The sequence below is a fragment of the Streptomyces sp. NPDC001599 genome, from assembly GCF_042893535.1.
GTDB lineage: Bacteria > Actinomycetota > Actinomycetes > Streptomycetales > Streptomycetaceae > Streptomyces.
In genome coordinates this window covers 109,909-127,204 of the sequence record NZ_JBIAVA010000002.1, presented here as the reverse complement: position 1 = coordinate 127,204, position 17,296 = coordinate 109,909, and the positions used below count along the sequence as shown (strand labels likewise).

Sequence of the window (17,296 nt, the reverse complement as noted above, 5' to 3'; positions counted from 1 at the left end):
CCCGGCCGTTCACCAAACGACGGCCGGGGGCGGTACCGTTCGGTAGCAAGACGGCGGGCCCCCTTCCCGTCGTCAGCGCCCATCGCCTGTACGAGACGGAGTGGCACCGGATGCAGCACCCCGTGGGTTCTCCGCTGCCGCCGCCCCACCAGCCGGGGCACGGACCGGCCCTCGGTTGGTCCCCGGCCGCACACCACCCCGGCCCGCCCCAGGGTCCCGCCCCCGTGCCCCCTCCGGCGCCGGGGTATCCCATGGCACCGCGGCAGGCCCCGGCCCCGCACCCGGGTCCCGGCCCGGCCCCGCACCAGCCGGCGCCCGTTCCGGCCCCGCACCAGCCGGCGCCCGGCCCGGCCGCGCCGGACACCACCGGCCACGTGCCGCTGCCGCCCGGCGGTCCGGTGGCCGTGCCCAGCGCGCCCCCGGCCACGGCCGCCGCGCCCGACCCCACCACGACCACCCTCGCGGTGCTGCTCATCGGCCCCGCGGGCGCGGGCAAGACCAGCGTGGCCAAGTACTGGGCGGACCACCGCCGGGTCCCGACGGCGCACATCAGCCTCGACGACGTCCGCGAATGGGTGCGCTCCGGCTTCGCCGACCCCCAGACCGGGTGGAACGAGCACTCGGAGGCGCAGTACCGCCTCGCCCGCCGCACCTGCGGCTTCTCCGCGCGCAACTTCCTGGCCAACGGCATCTCCTGCATCCTCGACGACGCGGTCTTCCCGGACCGCCCGGTCGTCGGCCTCGGCGGCTGGAAGCGGCACGTCGGCCCCGGCCTGCTCCCGGTCGTCCTCCTGCCGGGCCTGGACATCGTCCTGGAGCGCAACGCCGAACGCAGCGGCAACCGGCGCCTCACCGACGAGGAGGTCGCCCGCATCCACGGCCGCATGGCCGGCTGGTACGGTTCCGGCCTCCCCATCATCGACAACTCCCAACTCGACATCCCGGAAACCGCCCACCTCCTCGACGAGGTCCTCTCCCGCTCCATAGCCAGCCCACCCAGCTGGTAAGCGCCCCGCAGGGGCGCGGGGAACTGCGCGACCAGCCCCCACCGGCCGGCCGGACGCCACACGACAACAGGCCCCCACCCCACTTGGCGCACCCCGCGTCCCCGGCCCCCGCCCACTCGGCCCACCCGAGCGGCGCCCCCACCGGCGGAGCCATACGCTCGGCTCATGTCAGAGGTCTACGCGGCCCGCCGGACGCGCCTACGGGAACGCTGCAACGCGGGCGGCAGCGCGGCGGCGCTCGTCTCCCGGCCCGCCAACGTGCGGTATCTCGCGGGCGCCGCCCCGCACGGCGCCGTGCTGCTCCTCGGCAGGACCGAGGACCTGCTGGTCTGCTCGGGCCCGCCGGACGACCGGCCGACGCAAGGACGCCCCGACGAGTCGCTGCCGGTGCGTGCGCTGCCCGGCCCCGGCGGCGATCCCGCCGTCGCGGCCACCGACCTTGCCGCGGACCAGGGCGCCGAGTCCCTCGCCACCGAGGACCACCACCTGACCGTGGTCCGGCACCGCGCCATGCGCTCGGTCGCGCCGGCGCTGCGCCTGACCGACCTCGGACAGGCCGTCGAGCAGCTGAGGGTGGTCAAGGACGAGGAGGAGATCTCCTGCCTGCGCATCGGCGCCGAGATCGCCGACCAGGCCCTCGGCGAGCTCCTGGAGTCCATCCTGGTCGGCCGCACCGAGCGGCACCTCGCCCTGGAGCTGGAACGCCGCCTCGTCGACCACGGCGCCGACGGCCCCGCCTTTCCCACCTCCGTCGGCACCGGACCCAACTCGGGCCGCCGCGGTCACCGGCCCACCGACCGGCGGGTCGAGGAGGGCGACTTCCTCTCGGTGTGCCTGGGCGCGACGTACCGCGGCTACCGTTGCGAGATCGGCCGTACGTTCGTCATCGGCACCTCGCCGGCCGACTGGCAGATCGAGTTGTACGACCTCGTCTTCTCGGCCCAGCGTGCCGGACGGGAGGCCCTCGCACCCGGCGCCGCCTGCCGCGACGTGGACCGCGCGGCCCGCCAGCCACTGGACTCCGCGGGGTACGCGGAGCACCTTCCGGCACTCACCGGGCACGGTGTCGGACTCGAAATCGACGAGGACCCTCAGTTGGCCCCGTCGGCCATGGGTAAACTGGACGCTTGTGTGCCGGTCACCGTCGAACCGGGGGTTCACCTCCCGGGCCGGGGCGGGGTCCGGATCGATGACACGCTCGTCGTGCGCCCCGAGGCGGACGGCGGACCCGAGCTACTCACCATCACGACCAAGGAGCTGCTCGCGCTCTAGCCTCGCGCTGTGCGTACGCTCCCGGGTCGTCCACGTCAGTCCAGTCCAGGAGATTCCGCAACCGTGGCTTCCACGAACGACCTCAAGAACGGCCTGGTGCTCAAGCTCGAAGGCGGCCAGCTCTGGTCCGTCGTCGAGTTCCAGCACGTCAAGCCCGGCAAGGGCCCGGCCTTCGTGCGCACCAAGCTGAAGAACGTGCTTTCCGGCAAGGTGGTCGACAAGACCTTCAACGCCGGCGTCAAGGTCGAGACGGCCACTGTCGACAAGCGTGACATGCAGTTCTCGTACATGGACGGCGACTACTTCGTCTTCATGGACATGCAGACGTACGACCAGCTGATGATCGACCGCAAGGTCGTCGGTGACGCCGCCAACTTCCTCGTCGAGGGCTTCGAGGCCACCGTCGCGCAGCACGAGGGCGAGGTGCTCTTCGTCGAGCTGCCGGCCGCCGTCGAGCTGACCATCCAGGAGACCGAGCCGGGCGTCCAGGGCGACCGCTCCACCGGCGGCACCAAGCCGGCCACCCTGGAGACCGGTCACCAGATCAACGTCCCGCTCTTCATCACCACCGGTGAGAAGATCAAGGTCGACACCCGCACGAGTGACTACCTCGGCCGGGTGAACAGCTAACCGTGGCTGCTCGCAACACGGCCCGCAAGCGCGCCTTCCAGATCCTCTTCGAGGGCGATCAGCGCGGCGCCGACGTCCTGACGGTGCTCGCCGACTGGGTCCGGCACTCCCGGTCCGACACCCGGCAGCCGCCGGTGAGCGAGTACACGATGGAGCTGGTCGAGGGCTACGCCGGTCGGGCGGAGCGCATCGACGAGCTGATCGCCCAGTACTCGGTCGACTGGACGCTGGACCGGATGCCGGTCGTCGACCGCAACATCCTGCGCCTGGGCGCGTACGAGCTGCTGTGGGTCGACGCGACCCCGGACGCCGTCGTCCTGGACGAGATGGTGCAGCTGGCGAAGGAGTTCTCCACCGACGAGTCGCCCGCGTTCATCAACGGGCTGCTCGGCCGGCTGAAGGACCTCAAGCCGTCGCTGCGCCGGGAGTAGCTCCACGAGCCGTGCCCGCGCCGCACACATGCAAGAAAACGCCGGGGTGGCGAACCGTACGAACGGTTCCGGCCACCCCGGCGGCACGTTTCTGCTGAGGTGGGCGAGGCTCAGAGCTCGTCGTGGGACGCCACCGCGCGGCGCGCGTCCGCGTCCAGGACGCCCCAGCTGATCAGCTGCTCGGTGAGGACCGAGGGCGACTGGTCGTAGATGACGGCGAGTGTGCGCAGGTCGTCCTGGCGGATCGAGAGCACCTTGCCGTTGTAGTCACCGCGCTGCGACTGGATCGTGGCCGCGTACCGCTGGAGGGGGCCCGCCTTCTCGGCCGGCACGGTGGCCAGCCGCTCCAGGTCCAGGACCAGCTTCGGCGGCGGCTCGGCGGCGCCGCCCGGGGTGGTGCCCGGCAGCAGCTCCTGCACGGGGACGCCGTAGAAGTCCGCCAGCTCGGCGAGGCGCTGCACGGTCACGGCACGGTCGCCGCGCTCGTACGAACCGACCACGACGGCCTTCCAGCGGCCCTGGGACTTCTCCTCGACACCGTGGAGGGAAAGGCCCTGCTGGGTGCGGATGGCCCGGAGCTTGGCCCCGAGCTGTTTGGCGTATTCGCTGGACATATGGCTCCCCGGACAAGGTGTCGACGCGGCAGGCTGTGTTGTCGGCCGCGCGGCTGGTAACTCACTGTGAGGTTACGCAGCGTTACTCTGCTGCGTCAAGCCGAATGGTCCGCACCGACTCTTCCGTGGTATTCGCCATCCGTTACTCCGTGCGGGTGATCGACGTGGGGCAGACGAGTGACGGGGGAGTGTCAGGGGGGTCATCGAAGAGGTTCTGTGAGCCTGCTAACGTAGGTGGCGCATATCCGACGTCCTTTAAGATCCGTCCCGTGAGGCGGAGAAGGGGGTCCGTTTCGTATGGACAAGCAGCAGGACCAGCAGCAGGACGCCCGGCCCGTTCTCGAAGGGCCCGACATCGCGCGGGTGCTGACCCGTATCGCCCACGAGATCGTCGAACGCGCCAAGGGTGCCGACGACGTGGTGCTCCTCGGCATCCCGACCCGCGGCGTCTTCCTCGCCCGGCGGCTCGCCGACAAGCTGGAGCAGATCACCGAGCGCAAGATGCCGGTCGGCTCGCTCGACATCACCATGTACCGCGACGACCTGCGCATGCACCCGCCGCGGGCCCTGGCCCGCACCGAGATCCCCGGTGACGGCATCGACGGACGCCTCGTCGTCCTCGTCGACGACGTGCTCTTCTCCGGCCGCACCATCCGCGCCGCCCTCGACGCGCTGAACGACATCGGCCGCCCGCGCGCGGTGCAGCTCGCCGTACTCGTCGACCGCGGCCACCGCGAACTGCCCATCCGCGCCGACTATGTCGGCAAGAACCTCCCGACGTCGCTGCGGGAGACGGTCAAGGTCCAGCTCGCCGAGGAGGACGGTCGCGACACCGTGCTGCTCGGTGCCAAGCCGGCCGCCCCGGGCGCCCACCCGTAGCACCCCGCGTACGCACCCCTTCGTGCCGTACGTGTGCTCGGCGCGCCCCCGCACGCGCCCGGCCGCCCGAATTATCCCGCTCTTCCGCATGAATCGCCTTACGGAGCCTGACAGATGCAGCGTCATCTCATCTCGGCCGCCGACCTCACCCGCGACGACGCCGTCCTGATCCTCGACACCGCCGAGGAGATGGCCCGGGTCGCGGACCGGCCGATCAAGAAACTGCCCACCCTGCGCGGCCGCACCGTCGTCAACCTCTTCTTCGAGGACTCCACCCGGACCCGGATCTCCTTCGAGGCCGCCGAGAAGCGGCTGTCCGCGGACGTCATCAACTTCACCGCCAAGGGATCCAGCGTCTCCAAGGGCGAGTCCCTCAAGGACACCGCCCAGACCCTGGAGGCGATGGGCGTCGACGCCGTCGTCATCCGGCACAGCGCGTCCGGGGCCCCCTACCGCCTGGCCACCTCCGGCTGGATCGACGCCGCCGTGGTCAACGCCGGGGACGGCACCCACCAGCACCCCACCCAGGCCCTGCTCGACGCCTTCACCATGCGCCGCCGCCTGGTCGGCCGCGACGCCGGGCTCGGCAAGGACCTGGACGGCCGCCGGATCACCCTCGTCGGCGACATCCTGCACAGCCGCGTCGCCCGCTCCAACGTCGACCTGCTGCACACCCTCGGCGCCCAGGTCACCCTCGTCGCCCCGCCCACCCTGCTGCCGGTCGGCGTCGAGACCTGGCCCTGCGAGGTCTCCTACGACCTCGACTCCACGCTGCCCAAGTCCGACGCGGTGATGCTGCTGCGCGTGCAGCGCGAGCGGATGAACGCCGCGTTCTTCCCCACCGAGCGCGAGTACTCCCGCCGCTACGGCCTCGACGGCGACCGGATGGCGAAGATGCCCGACCACGCCATCGTGATGCACCCCGGCCCCATGGTCCGCGGCATGGAGATCACCGCCGAGGTCGCCGACTCCGACCGCTGCACCGTCGTCGAGCAGGTCACCAACGGCGTCTCCATCCGGATGGCCGTCCTCTACCTGCTGCTCGGCGGCAACGAGCCCGCCGTGTCCCACGCCCGCCCCACCGAGGAGAAGTAAGAAGATGAGCAAGACCCTGATCCGCGGTGCGAAGGTGCTCGGCGGCGAGCCGCAGGACGTGCTGATCGACGGCGCCGTCGTCGAGGCGGTCGGCCCGAACCTGTCCGCCGAGGGCGCGGAGGTCGTCGAGGCGGACGGCAAGGTGCTGCTGCCGGGTCTGGTCGACCTGCACACCCACCTGCGCGAGCCCGGCCGCGAGGACTCCGAGACCGTCCTCACCGGCACCCGCGCCGCGGCGAGCGGCGGCTACACCAACGTCTTCGCCATGGCCAACACCTTCCCGGTCGCCGACACCGCCGGCGTCGTCGAGCAGGTCTGGCGGCTCGGCCAGGAGTCCGGGTACTGCGACGTGCAGCCCATCGGCGCCGTCACGGTCGGCCTGGAGGGCGCCAAGCTCGCCGAGCTGGGCGCCATGCACGAGTCCGCGGCCGGTGTCACCGTCTTCTCCGACGACGGCAAGTGCGTCCACGACGCCGTGATCATGCGCCGCGCGCTGGAGTACGTGAAGGCCTTCAACGGCGTCGTCGCCCAGCACGCCCAGGAGCCCCGGCTCACCGAGGGCGCCCAGATGAACGAGGGCGTCGTCTCCGCCGAGCTGGGCCTCGGCGGCTGGCCCGCCGTCGCCGAGGAGTCGGTCATCGCCCGGGACGTGCTGCTCGCCGAGCACGTCGGCTCCCGCGTCCACATCTGCCACCTGTCGACCGCCGGATCCGTCGAGATCGTCCGCTGGGCCAAGTCCCGCGGCATCGACGTCACCGCCGAGGTCACCCCGCACCACCTGCTCCTCACCGACGAGCTGGTCCGGTCGTACAACCCGGTCTACAAGGTCAACCCGCCGCTGCGCACCGAGCGCGACGTCATGGCGCTGCGCGAGGCGCTCGCCGACGGCACGATCGACATCGTCGCCACCGACCACGCCCCGCACCCGCACGAGGACAAGGACTGCGAGTGGGCCGCCGCCGCCATGGGGATGGTGGGCCTGGAGACGGCGCTGTCCGTGGTGCAGGAGACCATGGTGGACACGGGCCTGCTGGACTGGGCCGGCGTCGCCGACCGGATGTCCTTCAAGCCCGCCAAGATCGGACAGGCCACCGGACACGGCCGTCCCGTCTCGGCCGGTGAGCCCGCCAACCTCACCCTCGTCGATGCGGCATACCGTGGCCAGGTGGACCCCGCGGGCTTCGCCTCGCGCAGCCGCAACACCCCCTACGAGGGGCGCGAGCTGCCGGGCCGTGTGACGCACACGTGGCTGCGGGGCAAGGCCACGCTCGTCGACGGGAAGCTCACGTGACATCTGCAGCACCGGTAATCCTGCTGGCCGCCGAGAAGGAATCGGCGGAAGTGACCGACTGGGCCGCCCGGGCCGGCTGGGTCGTCGGCCTCGGCCTCTTCGTCGCGCTCGTCTACTGGCTGATGCGCGAGGGCTGGAAGTGGCGCGGCACGCTCCAGGGCGACCTGCCCGAGCTGCCCGGCGCGCCGGACGAGCCCGGCCCGGCGAAACTGAGCATGAGCGGCCGCTACCACGGCTCCACCACCGCGGGGCAGTGGCTGGACCGCATCGTCGCGCACGGCCTGGGCACCCGCAGCCGGGTCGAGCTGACCCTGACCGACGCGGGGCTGGACGTCGTACGCCCCGGCGCGGCGGACTTCTTCGTCCCCGTCGCCGCGCTGCGCGAGGCCCGGCTCGACAAGGGCATCGCCGGCAAGGTCCTCACCGAGGGCGGCCTGCTGGTCGTCACCTGGGCACACGGCGACAAGCTGATCGACTCCGGCTTCCGCTCCGACCACGCGGCCGAGCACAACGAGTGGGTCGAAACACTGAACGACATGATCAACAAGACGGAAACGGAAGGCGCACGATGACGACCTCCAGCAGGGGAGCCCACCGGACTCCCGCCGTACTCGTCCTGGAGGACGGCCGGATCTTCCGCGGCCGTGCCTACGGGGCCGTGGGGGCCACCTTCGGCGAAGCCGTGTTCTCCACCGGCATGACCGGCTACCAGGAGACCCTCACCGACCCGTCGTACCACCGCCAGGTCGTCGTGATGACCGCCCCGCACGTCGGGAACACCGGGATCAACGACGAGGACATGGAGTCCAGGAAGATCTGGGTCTCCGGCTACGTCGTGCGCGACCCCGCGCGCGTGCCCTCCAACTGGCGCTCGACGCGCTCCCTCGACCAGGAGCTGGCCGCCCAGGGCGTCGTCGGCATCTCCGGCATCGACACCCGCGCCCTCACCCGCCACCTGCGCGAGCGCGGCGCCATGCGCGTCGGCATCTTCTCCGGCCAGGCCCTGCCCGACGAGGGCACCATGCTCGCCGAGGTCCGCCAGGCCCCCGAGATGAGCGGCGCCGACCTCTCCGCCGAGGTCGCCACCACCGAGGCGTACGTCGTCCCGGCGATCGGGGAGAAGAAGTTCACCGTCGCCGCCGTCGACCTCGGCATCAAGGGCATGACCCCGCACCGCATGGCCGAGCGCGGCATCGAGGTGCACGTGCTGCCCGCCACGGCCACCGTCGACGACGTCTACGCCGTCGAGCCCGACGGAGTGTTCTTCTCCAACGGTCCCGGGGACCCCGCGACCGCCGACCACCCGGTCTCCGTGATGCAGGGCGTCCTGGAGCGCGGCACCCCGCTCTTCGGCATCTGCTTCGGCAACCAGATCCTGGGCCGCGCGCTCGGCTTCGGCACCTTCAAGCTGAAGTACGGCCACCGCGGCATCAACCAGCCCGTGCAGGACCGTACGACCGGCAAGGTCGAGGTCACCGCGCACAACCACGGATTCGCCGTCGACGCCCCGCTCGACCAGGTCTCCGAGACCCCCTACGGCCGCGCCGAGGTCTCCCACGTCTGCCTCAACGACAACGTGGTGGAGGGGCTCCAGCTCCTCGACCGGCCGGCCTTCAGCGTCCAGTACCACCCCGAAGCGGCAGCCGGCCCGCACGACGCCGCCTACCTGTTCGACCGCTTCGTGAACCTCATGGAGGGCCAGCGTGCCTAAGCGCACCGATATCCAGTCCGTCCTGGTCATCGGCTCCGGCCCGATCGTCATCGGCCAGGCCGCCGAGTTCGACTACTCCGGCACCCAGGCGTGCCGCGTGCTCAAGGCCGAGGGCCTGCGCGTCGTCCTGGTCAACTCCAACCCGGCGACGATCATGACCGACCCGGAGATCGCCGACGCCACCTACGTCGAGCCGATCACCCCCGAGTTCGTCGAGAAGATCATCGCCAAGGAGCGCCCCGACGCGCTCCTGCCCACCCTCGGCGGCCAGACGGCCCTGAACACCGCGATCTCGCTGCACGGCAACGGCGTCCTGGAGAAGTACGGCGTCGAACTGATCGGCGCCAATGTGGAGGCCATCAACAAGGGCGAGGACCGCGACCTGTTCAAGGAGGTCGTCGAGGAGGTCCGCAAGAAGATCGGCCACGGCGAGTCCGCCCGGTCCTACATCTGCCACTCCATGGACGACGTCCTCAAGGGCGTCGAAGCGCTCGGCGGCTACCCCGTCGTCGTCCGCCCCTCCTTCACCATGGGCGGCGCCGGCTCCGGCTTCGCCCACGACGAGGAGGAGCTGCGCCGCATCGCCGGGCAGGGCCTCACCCTCTCGCCGACCACCGAGGTGCTCCTGGAGGAGTCCATCCTCGGCTGGAAGGAGTACGAGCTGGAGCTGATGCGCGACAAGAACGACAACGTCGTGGTCGTCTGCTCCATCGAGAACTTCGACCCGATGGGCGTGCACACCGGCGACTCGATCACCGTCGCACCCGCGATGACGCTGACCGACCGCGAGTACCAGACCCTGCGCGACGTCGGCATCGCGATCATCCGCGAGGTCGGCGTCGACACCGGCGGCTGCAACATCCAGTTCGCGGTGAACCCCGAGGACGGTCGCGTGATCGTCATCGAGATGAACCCGCGCGTGTCCCGCTCCTCGGCCCTCGCCTCCAAGGCGACCGGCTTCCCCATCGCCAAGATCGCCGCGAAGCTCGCCGTCGGCTACACGCTGGACGAGATCCCGAACGACATCACGCAGGAGACCCCGGCCTCCTTCGAGCCGACCCTCGACTACGTGGTCGTCAAGGCGCCGCGGTTCGCCTTCGAGAAGTTCCCGAGCGCCGACTCCACCCTCACCACCACCATGAAGTCGGTCGGCGAGGCCATGGCCATCGGCCGGAACTTCACCGAGGCCTTCCAGAAGGCGCTGCGCTCGCTGGAGAAGAAGGGCAGCCAGTTCACCTTCGTGGGCGAGCCCGGGGACAAGCTGGAGCTGCTGCGGGAGGCCGTGCGGCCCACCGACGGCCGCATCAACGCCGTCATGCAGGCCATCCGCGCGGGCGCCACGCCCGAGGAGGTCTTCGAGCACACGAAGATCGACCCCTGGTTCGTCGACCAGCTCTTCCTGATCAAGGAGATCGCCGACGAGCTGGCCGCCGCGCCCGAGCTGACGAGTGACCTGCTCGCCGAGGCCAAGCGGCACGGCTTCTCCGACCAGCAGGTCGGCGAGATCCGCGGGCTGCGCGAGGACGTCGTCCGCGAGGTGCGGCACGCGCTCGGCATCCGCCCGGTCTACAAGACGGTCGACACCTGCGCCGCCGAGTTCGCCGCGAAGACGCCGTACTTCTACTCCTCCTACGACGAGGAGACGGAAGTCGCTGTTCGTGAGAAGCCCGCGGTGATCATTCTGGGCTCCGGCCCGAACCGCATCGGCCAGGGCATCGAGTTCGACTACTCCTGCGTCCACGCCTCCTTCGCGCTGTCGGACGCCGGGTACGAGACCGTGATGGTCAACTGCAACCCCGAGACCGTCTCCACCGACTACGACACCTCCGACCGGCTGTACTTCGAGCCGCTCACCCTGGAGGACGTCCTGGAGATCGTCCACGCGGAACAGCAGGCCGGTCCCGTCGCGGGCGTGATCGTCCAGCTCGGCGGCCAGACCCCGCTCGGCCTGTCCCAGGCGCTCAAGGACAACGGCGTGCCGGTCGTCGGCACCTCGCCCGAGGCCATCCACGCCGCCGAGGACCGCGGCGCCTTCGGCCAGGTCCTCGCGCAGGCCGGGCTCCCGGCCCCCAAGCACGGCACCGCCACCACCTTCGCCGGGGCCAAGGCCATCGCCGACGAGATCGGCTACCCGGTCCTCGTGCGGCCCTCCTACGTCCTCGGCGGACGCGGCATGGAGATCGTCTACGACGAGACCCGCCTGGAGGCGTACATCGCCGAGTCGACCGAGATCAGCCCGTCCCGGCCGGTCCTGGTCGACCGCTTCCTGGACGACGCGATCGAGATCGACGTCGACGCCCTGTACGACGGCGAGGAGCTGTACCTCGGCGGTGTCATGGAGCACATCGAGGAGGCCGGCATCCACTCCGGCGACTCGGCGTGCGCCCTGCCCCCGATCACGCTGGGCGGCTTCGACATCAAGCGGCTGCGCGCCTCCACCGAGGGCATCGCCAAGGGCGTCGGCGTACGCGGCCTGATCAACATCCAGTTCGCGCTGGCCGGGGACATCCTCTACGTCCTGGAGGCCAACCCGCGCGCCTCCCGCACCGTCCCCTTCACCTCGAAGGCGACCGCGGTGCCGCTGGCCAAGGCCGCCGCCCGCATCTCGCTGGGCGCGACCATCGCCGAGCTGCGCGCCGAGGGCCTGCTCCCGGCGAACGGCGACGGAGGCACCCTGCCGCTGGACGCGCCGATCTCCGTCAAGGAGGCCGTGATGCCGTGGTCCCGCTTCCGGGACATCCACGGCCGCGGCGTCGACACGGTGCTCGGCCCGGAGATGCGCTCCACCGGCGAGGTCATGGGCATCGACTCCGTCTTCGGCACGGCGTACGCCAAGTCGCAGGCGGGCGCGTACGGGCCGCTGCCGACCAAGGGCCGCGCCTTCATCTCGGTCGCCAACCGCGACAAGCGCTCGATGATCTTCCCGGCCCGCGAACTGGTCGCCCACGGCTTCGAGCTGATGGCCACCTCCGGCACCGCCGAGGTCCTCAAGCGCAACGGCATCAACGCCACGGTCGTGCGCAAGCAGTCCGAGGGCACCGGCCCGAACGGCGAGAAGACCATCGTCCAGCTGATCCACGACGGCGAGGTCGACCTCATCGTCAACACCCCGTACGGCACCGGCGGCCGCCTCGACGGCTACGACATCCGGACGGCGGCCGTGGCCCGCTCCGTGCCCTGCCTGACCACGGTCCAGGCGCTGGCGGCGGCGGTGCAGGGCATCGACGCCCTCAACCACGGCGACGTGGGAGTGCGCTCACTCCAGGAACACGCCGAATTCCTGATCGCCGCCCGCGACTAGCAGCCCCGAGGGGGACACCGGAAACGGTGTCCCCCTCTTCATGAGGACACCATGTACAAGATCTTCTTCTCTCTCGTCTTCAAGCGGATGGACCCGGAGCAGGCCCACCACCTCGCCTTCCGCTGGATCCGCCTGGCCGTCCGCGTCCCCGTCCTGCGCACCTTCGTCGCCGCCGCGCTCGCGCCCCGGTACGAGGAACTGCGCACCGAGGCGCTCGGTCTGCGCATGCACGGCCCCTTCGGGCTCGCCGCGGGCTTCGACAAGAACGCGGTCGCGATCGACGGCATGGCGATGCTGGGCTTCGACCACGTCGAGATCGGCACGGTCACGGGGGAGCCGCAGCCCGGCAACCCCAAGAAGCGGCTGTTCCGGCTGGTGGGCGACCGCGCGCTGATCAACCGCATGGGCTTCAACAACGACGGCTCGCTGGCCGTCGCGGCCCGGCTGGCCTCCCGCACGCCCGTCTTCCGCACCGTCGTCGGCGTCAACATCGGCAAGACGAAGGTCGTCCCGGAGGAGGAGGCCGTCGGCGACTACGTGAAGTCCGCCGAGCGGCTGGCCCCGCACGCCGACTACCTCGTCGTCAACGTCTCCTCGCCCAACACGCCCGGCCTGCGCAACCTCCAGGCCACCGAGGCGCTGCGCCCGCTGCTGAGCGCGGTCCGCGAGGCCGCCGACCGCGCGGTGACCGCCCGGCGGGTGCCGCTGCTGGTCAAGATCGCGCCCGACCTCGCCGACGAGGACGTGGACGCGGTGGCCGACCTGGCCGTGGAGCTGGGCCTGGACGGCATCATCGCCACCAACACCACCATCGCGCGCGAGGGCCTCGGCCTGACCTCCTCGCCCGCCCTCGTCGGGGAGACCGGCGGTCTGTCCGGGGCCCCGCTCAAGGCACGCTCCCTGGAGGTGCTGCGCCGCCTCTACGCGCGCGTGGGCGACCGGATCATCCTGGTCGGCGTCGGCGGCGTGGAGACGGCCGAGGACGCCTGGGAGCGCATCCTGGCCGGTGCCACGCTGGTCCAGGGCTACAGCGCGTTCATCTACGAAGGGCCCTTCTGGGGCCGAGCCATCCACAAGGGGCTCGCCGCCCGCCTGCGGCAGAGCCCGTACGCCACCCTCGCCGACGCGGTCGGCGCCGACGTGAGGAAGCACGCATGACGGTGATGGAACCCTTCGGTGCCCGGCTGCGCCGCGCGATGGACGAGCGCGGCCCCCTGTGCGTCGGCATCGACCCGCACGCCTCCCTGCTCGCCGAGTGGGGCCTGAACGACGACGTGGCCGGGCTGGAGCGCTTCAGCCGCACCGTCGTGGAGGCGATGGCCGACCGGGTCGCCGTCCTCAAGCCGCAGAGCGCCTTCTTCGAGCGGTTCGGCTCGCGCGGTGTCGCGGTCCTGGAGAAGTCGGTCGAGGAGGCGCGGGCGGCCGGTGCGCTGGTCGTCATGGACGCCAAGCGCGGCGACATCGGCTCGACCATGACCGCGTACGCCGAGTCGTTCCTGCACAAGGACGCGCCGCTGTTCTCGGACGCGCTGACCGTGTCCCCGTACCTCGGCTACGGCTCGCTGAAGCCGGCCGTCGACCTGGCGCGCGAGAGCGGCGCGGGCCTGTTCGTGCTGGCGCTGACCTCCAACCCGGAGGGCGGCGAGGTCCAGCACGCGGTCCGGGGCGACGGGCGCAGCGTCGGGGCGACGATGCTGGCTCACCTGGCCGCCGAGAACGCGGGCGAGGAGCCGCTGGGCTCCTTCGGCGCGGTGGTCGGTGCCACGCTCGGCGACCTGTCCTCGTACGACCTGGGCATCAACGGTCCGCTGCTGGCGCCGGGCATCGGTGCCCAGGGGGCCACGCCCGCGGACCTGCCGCGCGTGTTCGGCGCGGCGGTGCGCAACGTGGTGCCGAACGTCAGCCGGGGTGTCCTTCGTCACGGCCCCGACGTGGCCGCGTTGCGGACGGCCGCCGACCGCTTCGCGGCGGAGATCCGGACCGCGGTCACGGCGTCCTGACCCTGGATACATCCTCAAATCAGAGGGAGTATGTCCTAAATGTCCGGCCTGGCGGAGGCTGACCAGGACTTTTCCGCTGTTCTCGCTGACTCTGGCGGACTTGACCGCTAGTCTCCGTCGAGAGTCAACGGGCGAGCGTGTTGCTCGTGGCTCACCAGGTGAGGGGCGACTAGGTTCCTCACCGGTCCGTATCCGACAGTTCGACATCCGAGGTGACGTAGGCGTGGCTCTTCCGCCCCTTACCCCTGAACAGCGCGCAGCCGCGCTCGAAAAGGCCGCCGCGGCTCGCCGGGAGCGGGCCGAGGTCAAGAATCGACTCAAGCACTCCGGCGCCTCCCTCCACGAGGTCATCAAGCAGGGTCAGGAGAACGACGTCATCGGCAAGATGAAGGTCTCCGCCCTCCTCGAGTCCCTGCCGGGCGTGGGCAAAGTCCGCGCCAAGCAGATCATGGAGCGACTGGGCATCTCCGAGAGCCGCCGCGTGCGCGGTCTCGGGTCCAACCAGATCGCGTCCCTGGAGCGCGAGTTCGGCAGCACCGGCAGCTGAGTCCGGACCACTCCGGGATTGCTGGAATAATCGCTGCATGGCTGCAACACCCCGGGGGACGTCCCCCGTACCCCCGGACGCACGTCCGCGGCTGACCGTGCTCTCCGGCCCCTCGGGGGTCGGCAAGAGCACGGTCGTCGCCCATATGCGCAAGGAACACCCCGAGGTATGGCTGTCGGTCTCGGCGACGACCCGCAGGCCCCGCCCCGGCGAGCAGCACGGTGTCCACTACTTCTTCGTCAGCGACGAGGAGATGGACAAGCTGATCGCCAACGGCGAGCTGCTGGAGTGGGCCGAGTTCGCCGGCAACCGCTACGGCACGCCGCGCACGGCCGTACTGGAGCGCCTGGAGGCCGGTGAGCCGGTCCTCCTGGAGATCGACCTCCAGGGAGCGCGGCAGGTCCGCGAGTCCATGCCCGAGGCCCGGCTGGTGTTCCTGGCCCCGCCCTCCTGGGACGAGCTGGTGCGCAGGCTCACCGGCCGGGGCACCGAACCGCCCGAGGTGATCGAGCGCCGCCTCGCCGCGGCCAAGGTCGAGCTGGCGGCCGAGCCGGAGTTCGACCAGACCCTGGTGAACACCTCCGTCGAGGACGTGGCCCGCGAGCTGCTAGCCTTGACGAACGTCGTGTGATCGCCACTGGTCACCCCGTGGTCATCCCGACTGAATCTTTCCCATCCATCGGAAGGTAGAGCGTGTCCTCTTCCATCTCCGCGCCCGAGGGCATCATCAACCCGCCGATCGACGAGCTCCTCGAGGCCACGGACTCGAAGTACAGCCTCGTGATCTACGCGGCCAAGCGGGCCCGCCAGATCAACGCGTACTACTCGCAGCTCGGCGAGGGCCTCCTCGAGTACGTCGGTCCGCTCGTCGACACCCACGTCCACGAGAAGCCGCTCTCGATCGCCCTGCGCGAGATCAACGCGGGGCTGCTGACCTCCGAGGCCATCGAGGGTCCGGCGCAGTAACACCGGCGACATCGGCGGTAGTATCTTCAGCCTTACGCTGACTTATCCACAGGCCCGGCAGCCCGACTGTCGGGCCTGTGGTGTGTGATGGGTCGTACACGCAGTCCGCACGGCGCGCAGTCCGCACGGGGGCGTGGTCCGAGCGCGTAATCCGAGCCGGGGAGAGACGGTGGACAAGCCCAAGGTCGTTCTGGGGGTCAGCGGCGGCATCGCCGCGTACAAGGCCTGTGAGCTGCTGCGCAGACTCACCGAGTCCGGGCACGAGGTCCGGGTCGTCCCCACCGCCTCCGCGCTGCACTTCGTCGGCGCCGCCACCTGGTCCGCCCTGTCCGGCAACCCCGTGTCGACCGAGGTCTGGGACGACGTCCACGAGGTCCCGCACGTGCGCATCGGCCAGCACGCCGACCTGGTCGTCGTCGCCCCGGCCACCGCCGACATGCTCGCCAAGGCCGCCCATGGACTGGCCGACGACCTGCTCACCAACACCCTGCTCACCGCCCGCTGCCCGGTCGTCTTCGCGCCCGCGATGCACACCGAGATGTGGGAGCACCCGGCCACCCAGGAGAACGTGGCGACGCTGCGCCGCCGCGGCGCCGTGGTGATCGAGCCCGCCGTCGGCCGCCTCACCGGCGTCGACACCGGCAAGGGCCGGCTGCCCGACCCGGGCGAGATCTTCGAGGTCTGCCGCCGGGTGCTGGCCCGCGGTGTGCGCGAGCCCGACCTCGCCGGACGCCACGTCGTGGTCAGCGCGGGCGGCACCCGTGAGCCCCTCGACCCGGTCCGCTTCCTCGGCAACCGCTCCTCCGGCAAGCAGGGCTACGCCCTCGCCCGTACCGCGGCCGCCCGCGGCGCCCGCGTCACGCTCGTCGCGGCGAACGCCTCGATGCCGGACCCGGCCGGCGTGGACGTGGTGCCGGTCGGCACGGCGGTGGAGCTGCGCGAGGCGATGCTGCGCGCCGCGGCCGACGCCGACGCCGTCGTCATGGCCGCGGCGGTGGCGGACTTCCGGCCCGCGACGTACGCCGCCGGGAAGATCAAGAAGAAGGACGACCAGGAGCCCGCGCCGATCACCCTGGTGCGTAATCCGGACATCCTCGCGGAGATCTCCACGACCCGGGTCCGCTCCGGACAGGTGGTCGTCGGCTTCGCGGCCGAGACCGACGACGTGCTGGCCAACGGCCGGGCCAAGCTGAAGCGCAAGGGCTGCGACCTCCTCGTGGTGAACGAGGTGGGGGAGCGCAAGACCTTCGGCTCCGAGGAGAACGAGGCGGTGGTCCTGGGCGCCGACGGCAGCGAGACACCGGTCGCCCACGGCCCCAAGGAGGCCCTGGCCGACACGGTCTGGGACCTCGTCGCCCGGCGGCTGGAATGAATGACCCATTTGCTCGAAGGAGCCGCGAAGACGACGCATTCGAGCGTGGCGCCCCTGGCCAAGGACGCTTCCTTCTGGGCAGAATGCCCGTGCCGCAGGTCACAGCCCTCCCGAGAGCTGAGACAGGTGGGCCCGCGGCGAAGTGCGACCGATAAACTGTTCTCGGACGTCGCCGGGTGC

General features: G+C 71.0%; 17 protein-coding genes. 16 read left to right on the top strand and 1 reads right to left on the bottom strand.

The window, feature by feature from the left end; genetic code table 11:
• Window positions 1–110 precede the first annotated feature (110 nt).
• From ACFYZ3_RS05175 to nusB, 4 genes are all read left to right on the top strand, one after another.
• Window positions 111–1,007, top strand: a complete 897-nt coding sequence (locus ACFYZ3_RS05175) for a Pro-rich N-terminal domain-containing protein (RefSeq protein ID WP_388514110.1) — start codon at window positions 111–113, stop codon at window positions 1,005–1,007.
• A gap of 165 nt (window positions 1,008–1,172) precedes the next feature.
• The gene (locus tag ACFYZ3_RS05170) at window positions 1,173–2,279 is read left to right on the top strand and encodes an aminopeptidase P family protein (protein WP_388514109.1); all 1,107 of its coding nucleotides are present in this window, start codon (window positions 1,173–1,175) and stop codon (window positions 2,277–2,279) included.
• 63 nt (window positions 2,280–2,342) lie between these two features.
• Window positions 2,343–2,909: an elongation factor P gene (efp, locus tag ACFYZ3_RS05165; RefSeq protein ID WP_361010877.1), complete on the top strand. Its 567-nt coding sequence runs from the start codon at window positions 2,343–2,345 to the stop codon at window positions 2,907–2,909.
• A 2-nt stretch (window positions 2,910–2,911) separates the two neighbouring features.
• Complete coding sequence (gene nusB / locus ACFYZ3_RS05160) at window positions 2,912–3,340, top strand: transcription antitermination factor NusB (protein WP_361010880.1); 429 nt, start codon at window positions 2,912–2,914, stop codon at window positions 3,338–3,340.
• A gap of 110 nt (window positions 3,341–3,450) precedes the next feature.
• Here nusB and bldD read toward each other — a convergent pair whose 3' ends face one another.
• On the bottom strand, window positions 3,451–3,954 hold the full coding sequence (bldD, locus tag ACFYZ3_RS05155; RefSeq protein ID WP_003977337.1) for a transcriptional regulator BldD: 504 nt from the start codon (window positions 3,952–3,954) through the stop codon (window positions 3,451–3,453).
• Between the two features lie 297 nt (window positions 3,955–4,251).
• Here bldD and pyrR point away from each other — a divergent pair, with 297 nt between their 5' ends.
• From pyrR to coaBC, 12 genes are all read left to right on the top strand, one after another.
• Window positions 4,252–4,833, top strand: coding sequence for a bifunctional pyr operon transcriptional regulator/uracil phosphoribosyltransferase PyrR (gene pyrR / locus ACFYZ3_RS05150; protein WP_361010883.1), 582 nt, complete (start codon window positions 4,252–4,254; stop codon window positions 4,831–4,833).
• Window positions 4,834–4,947: 114 nt separating this feature from the next.
• Complete coding sequence (locus ACFYZ3_RS05145) at window positions 4,948–5,928, top strand: aspartate carbamoyltransferase catalytic subunit (protein ID WP_385969325.1); 981 nt, start codon at window positions 4,948–4,950, stop codon at window positions 5,926–5,928.
• Between the two features lie 4 nt (window positions 5,929–5,932).
• Window positions 5,933–7,219, top strand: a complete 1,287-nt coding sequence (locus ACFYZ3_RS05140) for a dihydroorotase (RefSeq protein WP_388514105.1) — start codon at window positions 5,933–5,935, stop codon at window positions 7,217–7,219.
• Window positions 7,216–7,791 carry a hypothetical protein gene (locus tag ACFYZ3_RS05135; protein WP_388514104.1) on the top strand — a complete coding sequence of 192 codons (576 nt, stop codon included), beginning with the start codon at window positions 7,216–7,218 and terminating at the stop codon, window positions 7,789–7,791. Before ACFYZ3_RS05140 ends, ACFYZ3_RS05135 begins: the two co-directional genes overlap by 4 nt.
• Window positions 7,788–8,930 (top strand): glutamine-hydrolyzing carbamoyl-phosphate synthase small subunit, encoded by a 1,143-nt coding sequence (carA, locus tag ACFYZ3_RS05130; RefSeq protein ID WP_388514102.1) that lies wholly within the window; start codon window positions 7,788–7,790, stop codon window positions 8,928–8,930. The genes ACFYZ3_RS05135 and carA overlap by 4 nt, the downstream gene beginning before the upstream one ends.
• Complete coding sequence (gene carB, locus ACFYZ3_RS05125; protein WP_388514100.1) at window positions 8,923–12,231, top strand: carbamoyl-phosphate synthase large subunit; 3,309 nt, start codon at window positions 8,923–8,925, stop codon at window positions 12,229–12,231. Before carA ends, carB begins: the two co-directional genes overlap by 8 nt.
• Window positions 12,232–12,282: 51 nt before the next feature.
• The gene (locus tag ACFYZ3_RS05120) at window positions 12,283–13,389 is read left to right on the top strand and encodes a quinone-dependent dihydroorotate dehydrogenase (RefSeq protein WP_388514098.1); all 1,107 of its coding nucleotides are present in this window, start codon (window positions 12,283–12,285) and stop codon (window positions 13,387–13,389) included.
• Entirely contained in the window at window positions 13,386–14,231 is an 846-nt protein-coding gene (gene pyrF / locus ACFYZ3_RS05115; RefSeq protein WP_388514097.1) for an orotidine-5'-phosphate decarboxylase, read from the top strand. Before ACFYZ3_RS05120 ends, pyrF begins: the two co-directional genes overlap by 4 nt.
• A gap of 223 nt (window positions 14,232–14,454) precedes the next feature.
• Window positions 14,455–14,778 carry an integration host factor gene (locus ACFYZ3_RS05110; protein ID WP_003977346.1) on the top strand — a complete coding sequence of 108 codons (324 nt, stop codon included), beginning with the start codon at window positions 14,455–14,457 and terminating at the stop codon, window positions 14,776–14,778.
• Between the two features lie 37 nt (window positions 14,779–14,815).
• A complete protein-coding gene (gmk, locus tag ACFYZ3_RS05105; RefSeq protein ID WP_003977347.1) occupies window positions 14,816–15,409 on the top strand; it encodes a guanylate kinase in 594 nt (197 codons plus the stop codon).
• A gap of 62 nt (window positions 15,410–15,471) precedes the next feature.
• Window positions 15,472–15,744, top strand: a complete 273-nt coding sequence (rpoZ, locus tag ACFYZ3_RS05100; protein ID WP_003977348.1) for a DNA-directed RNA polymerase subunit omega — start codon at window positions 15,472–15,474, stop codon at window positions 15,742–15,744.
• Window positions 15,745–15,913: 169 nt separating this feature from the next.
• Window positions 15,914–17,116: a bifunctional phosphopantothenoylcysteine decarboxylase/phosphopantothenate--cysteine ligase CoaBC gene (gene coaBC, locus ACFYZ3_RS05095; RefSeq protein WP_388514096.1), complete on the top strand. Its 1,203-nt coding sequence runs from the start codon at window positions 15,914–15,916 to the stop codon at window positions 17,114–17,116.
• Window positions 17,117–17,296 lie beyond the last annotated feature (180 nt).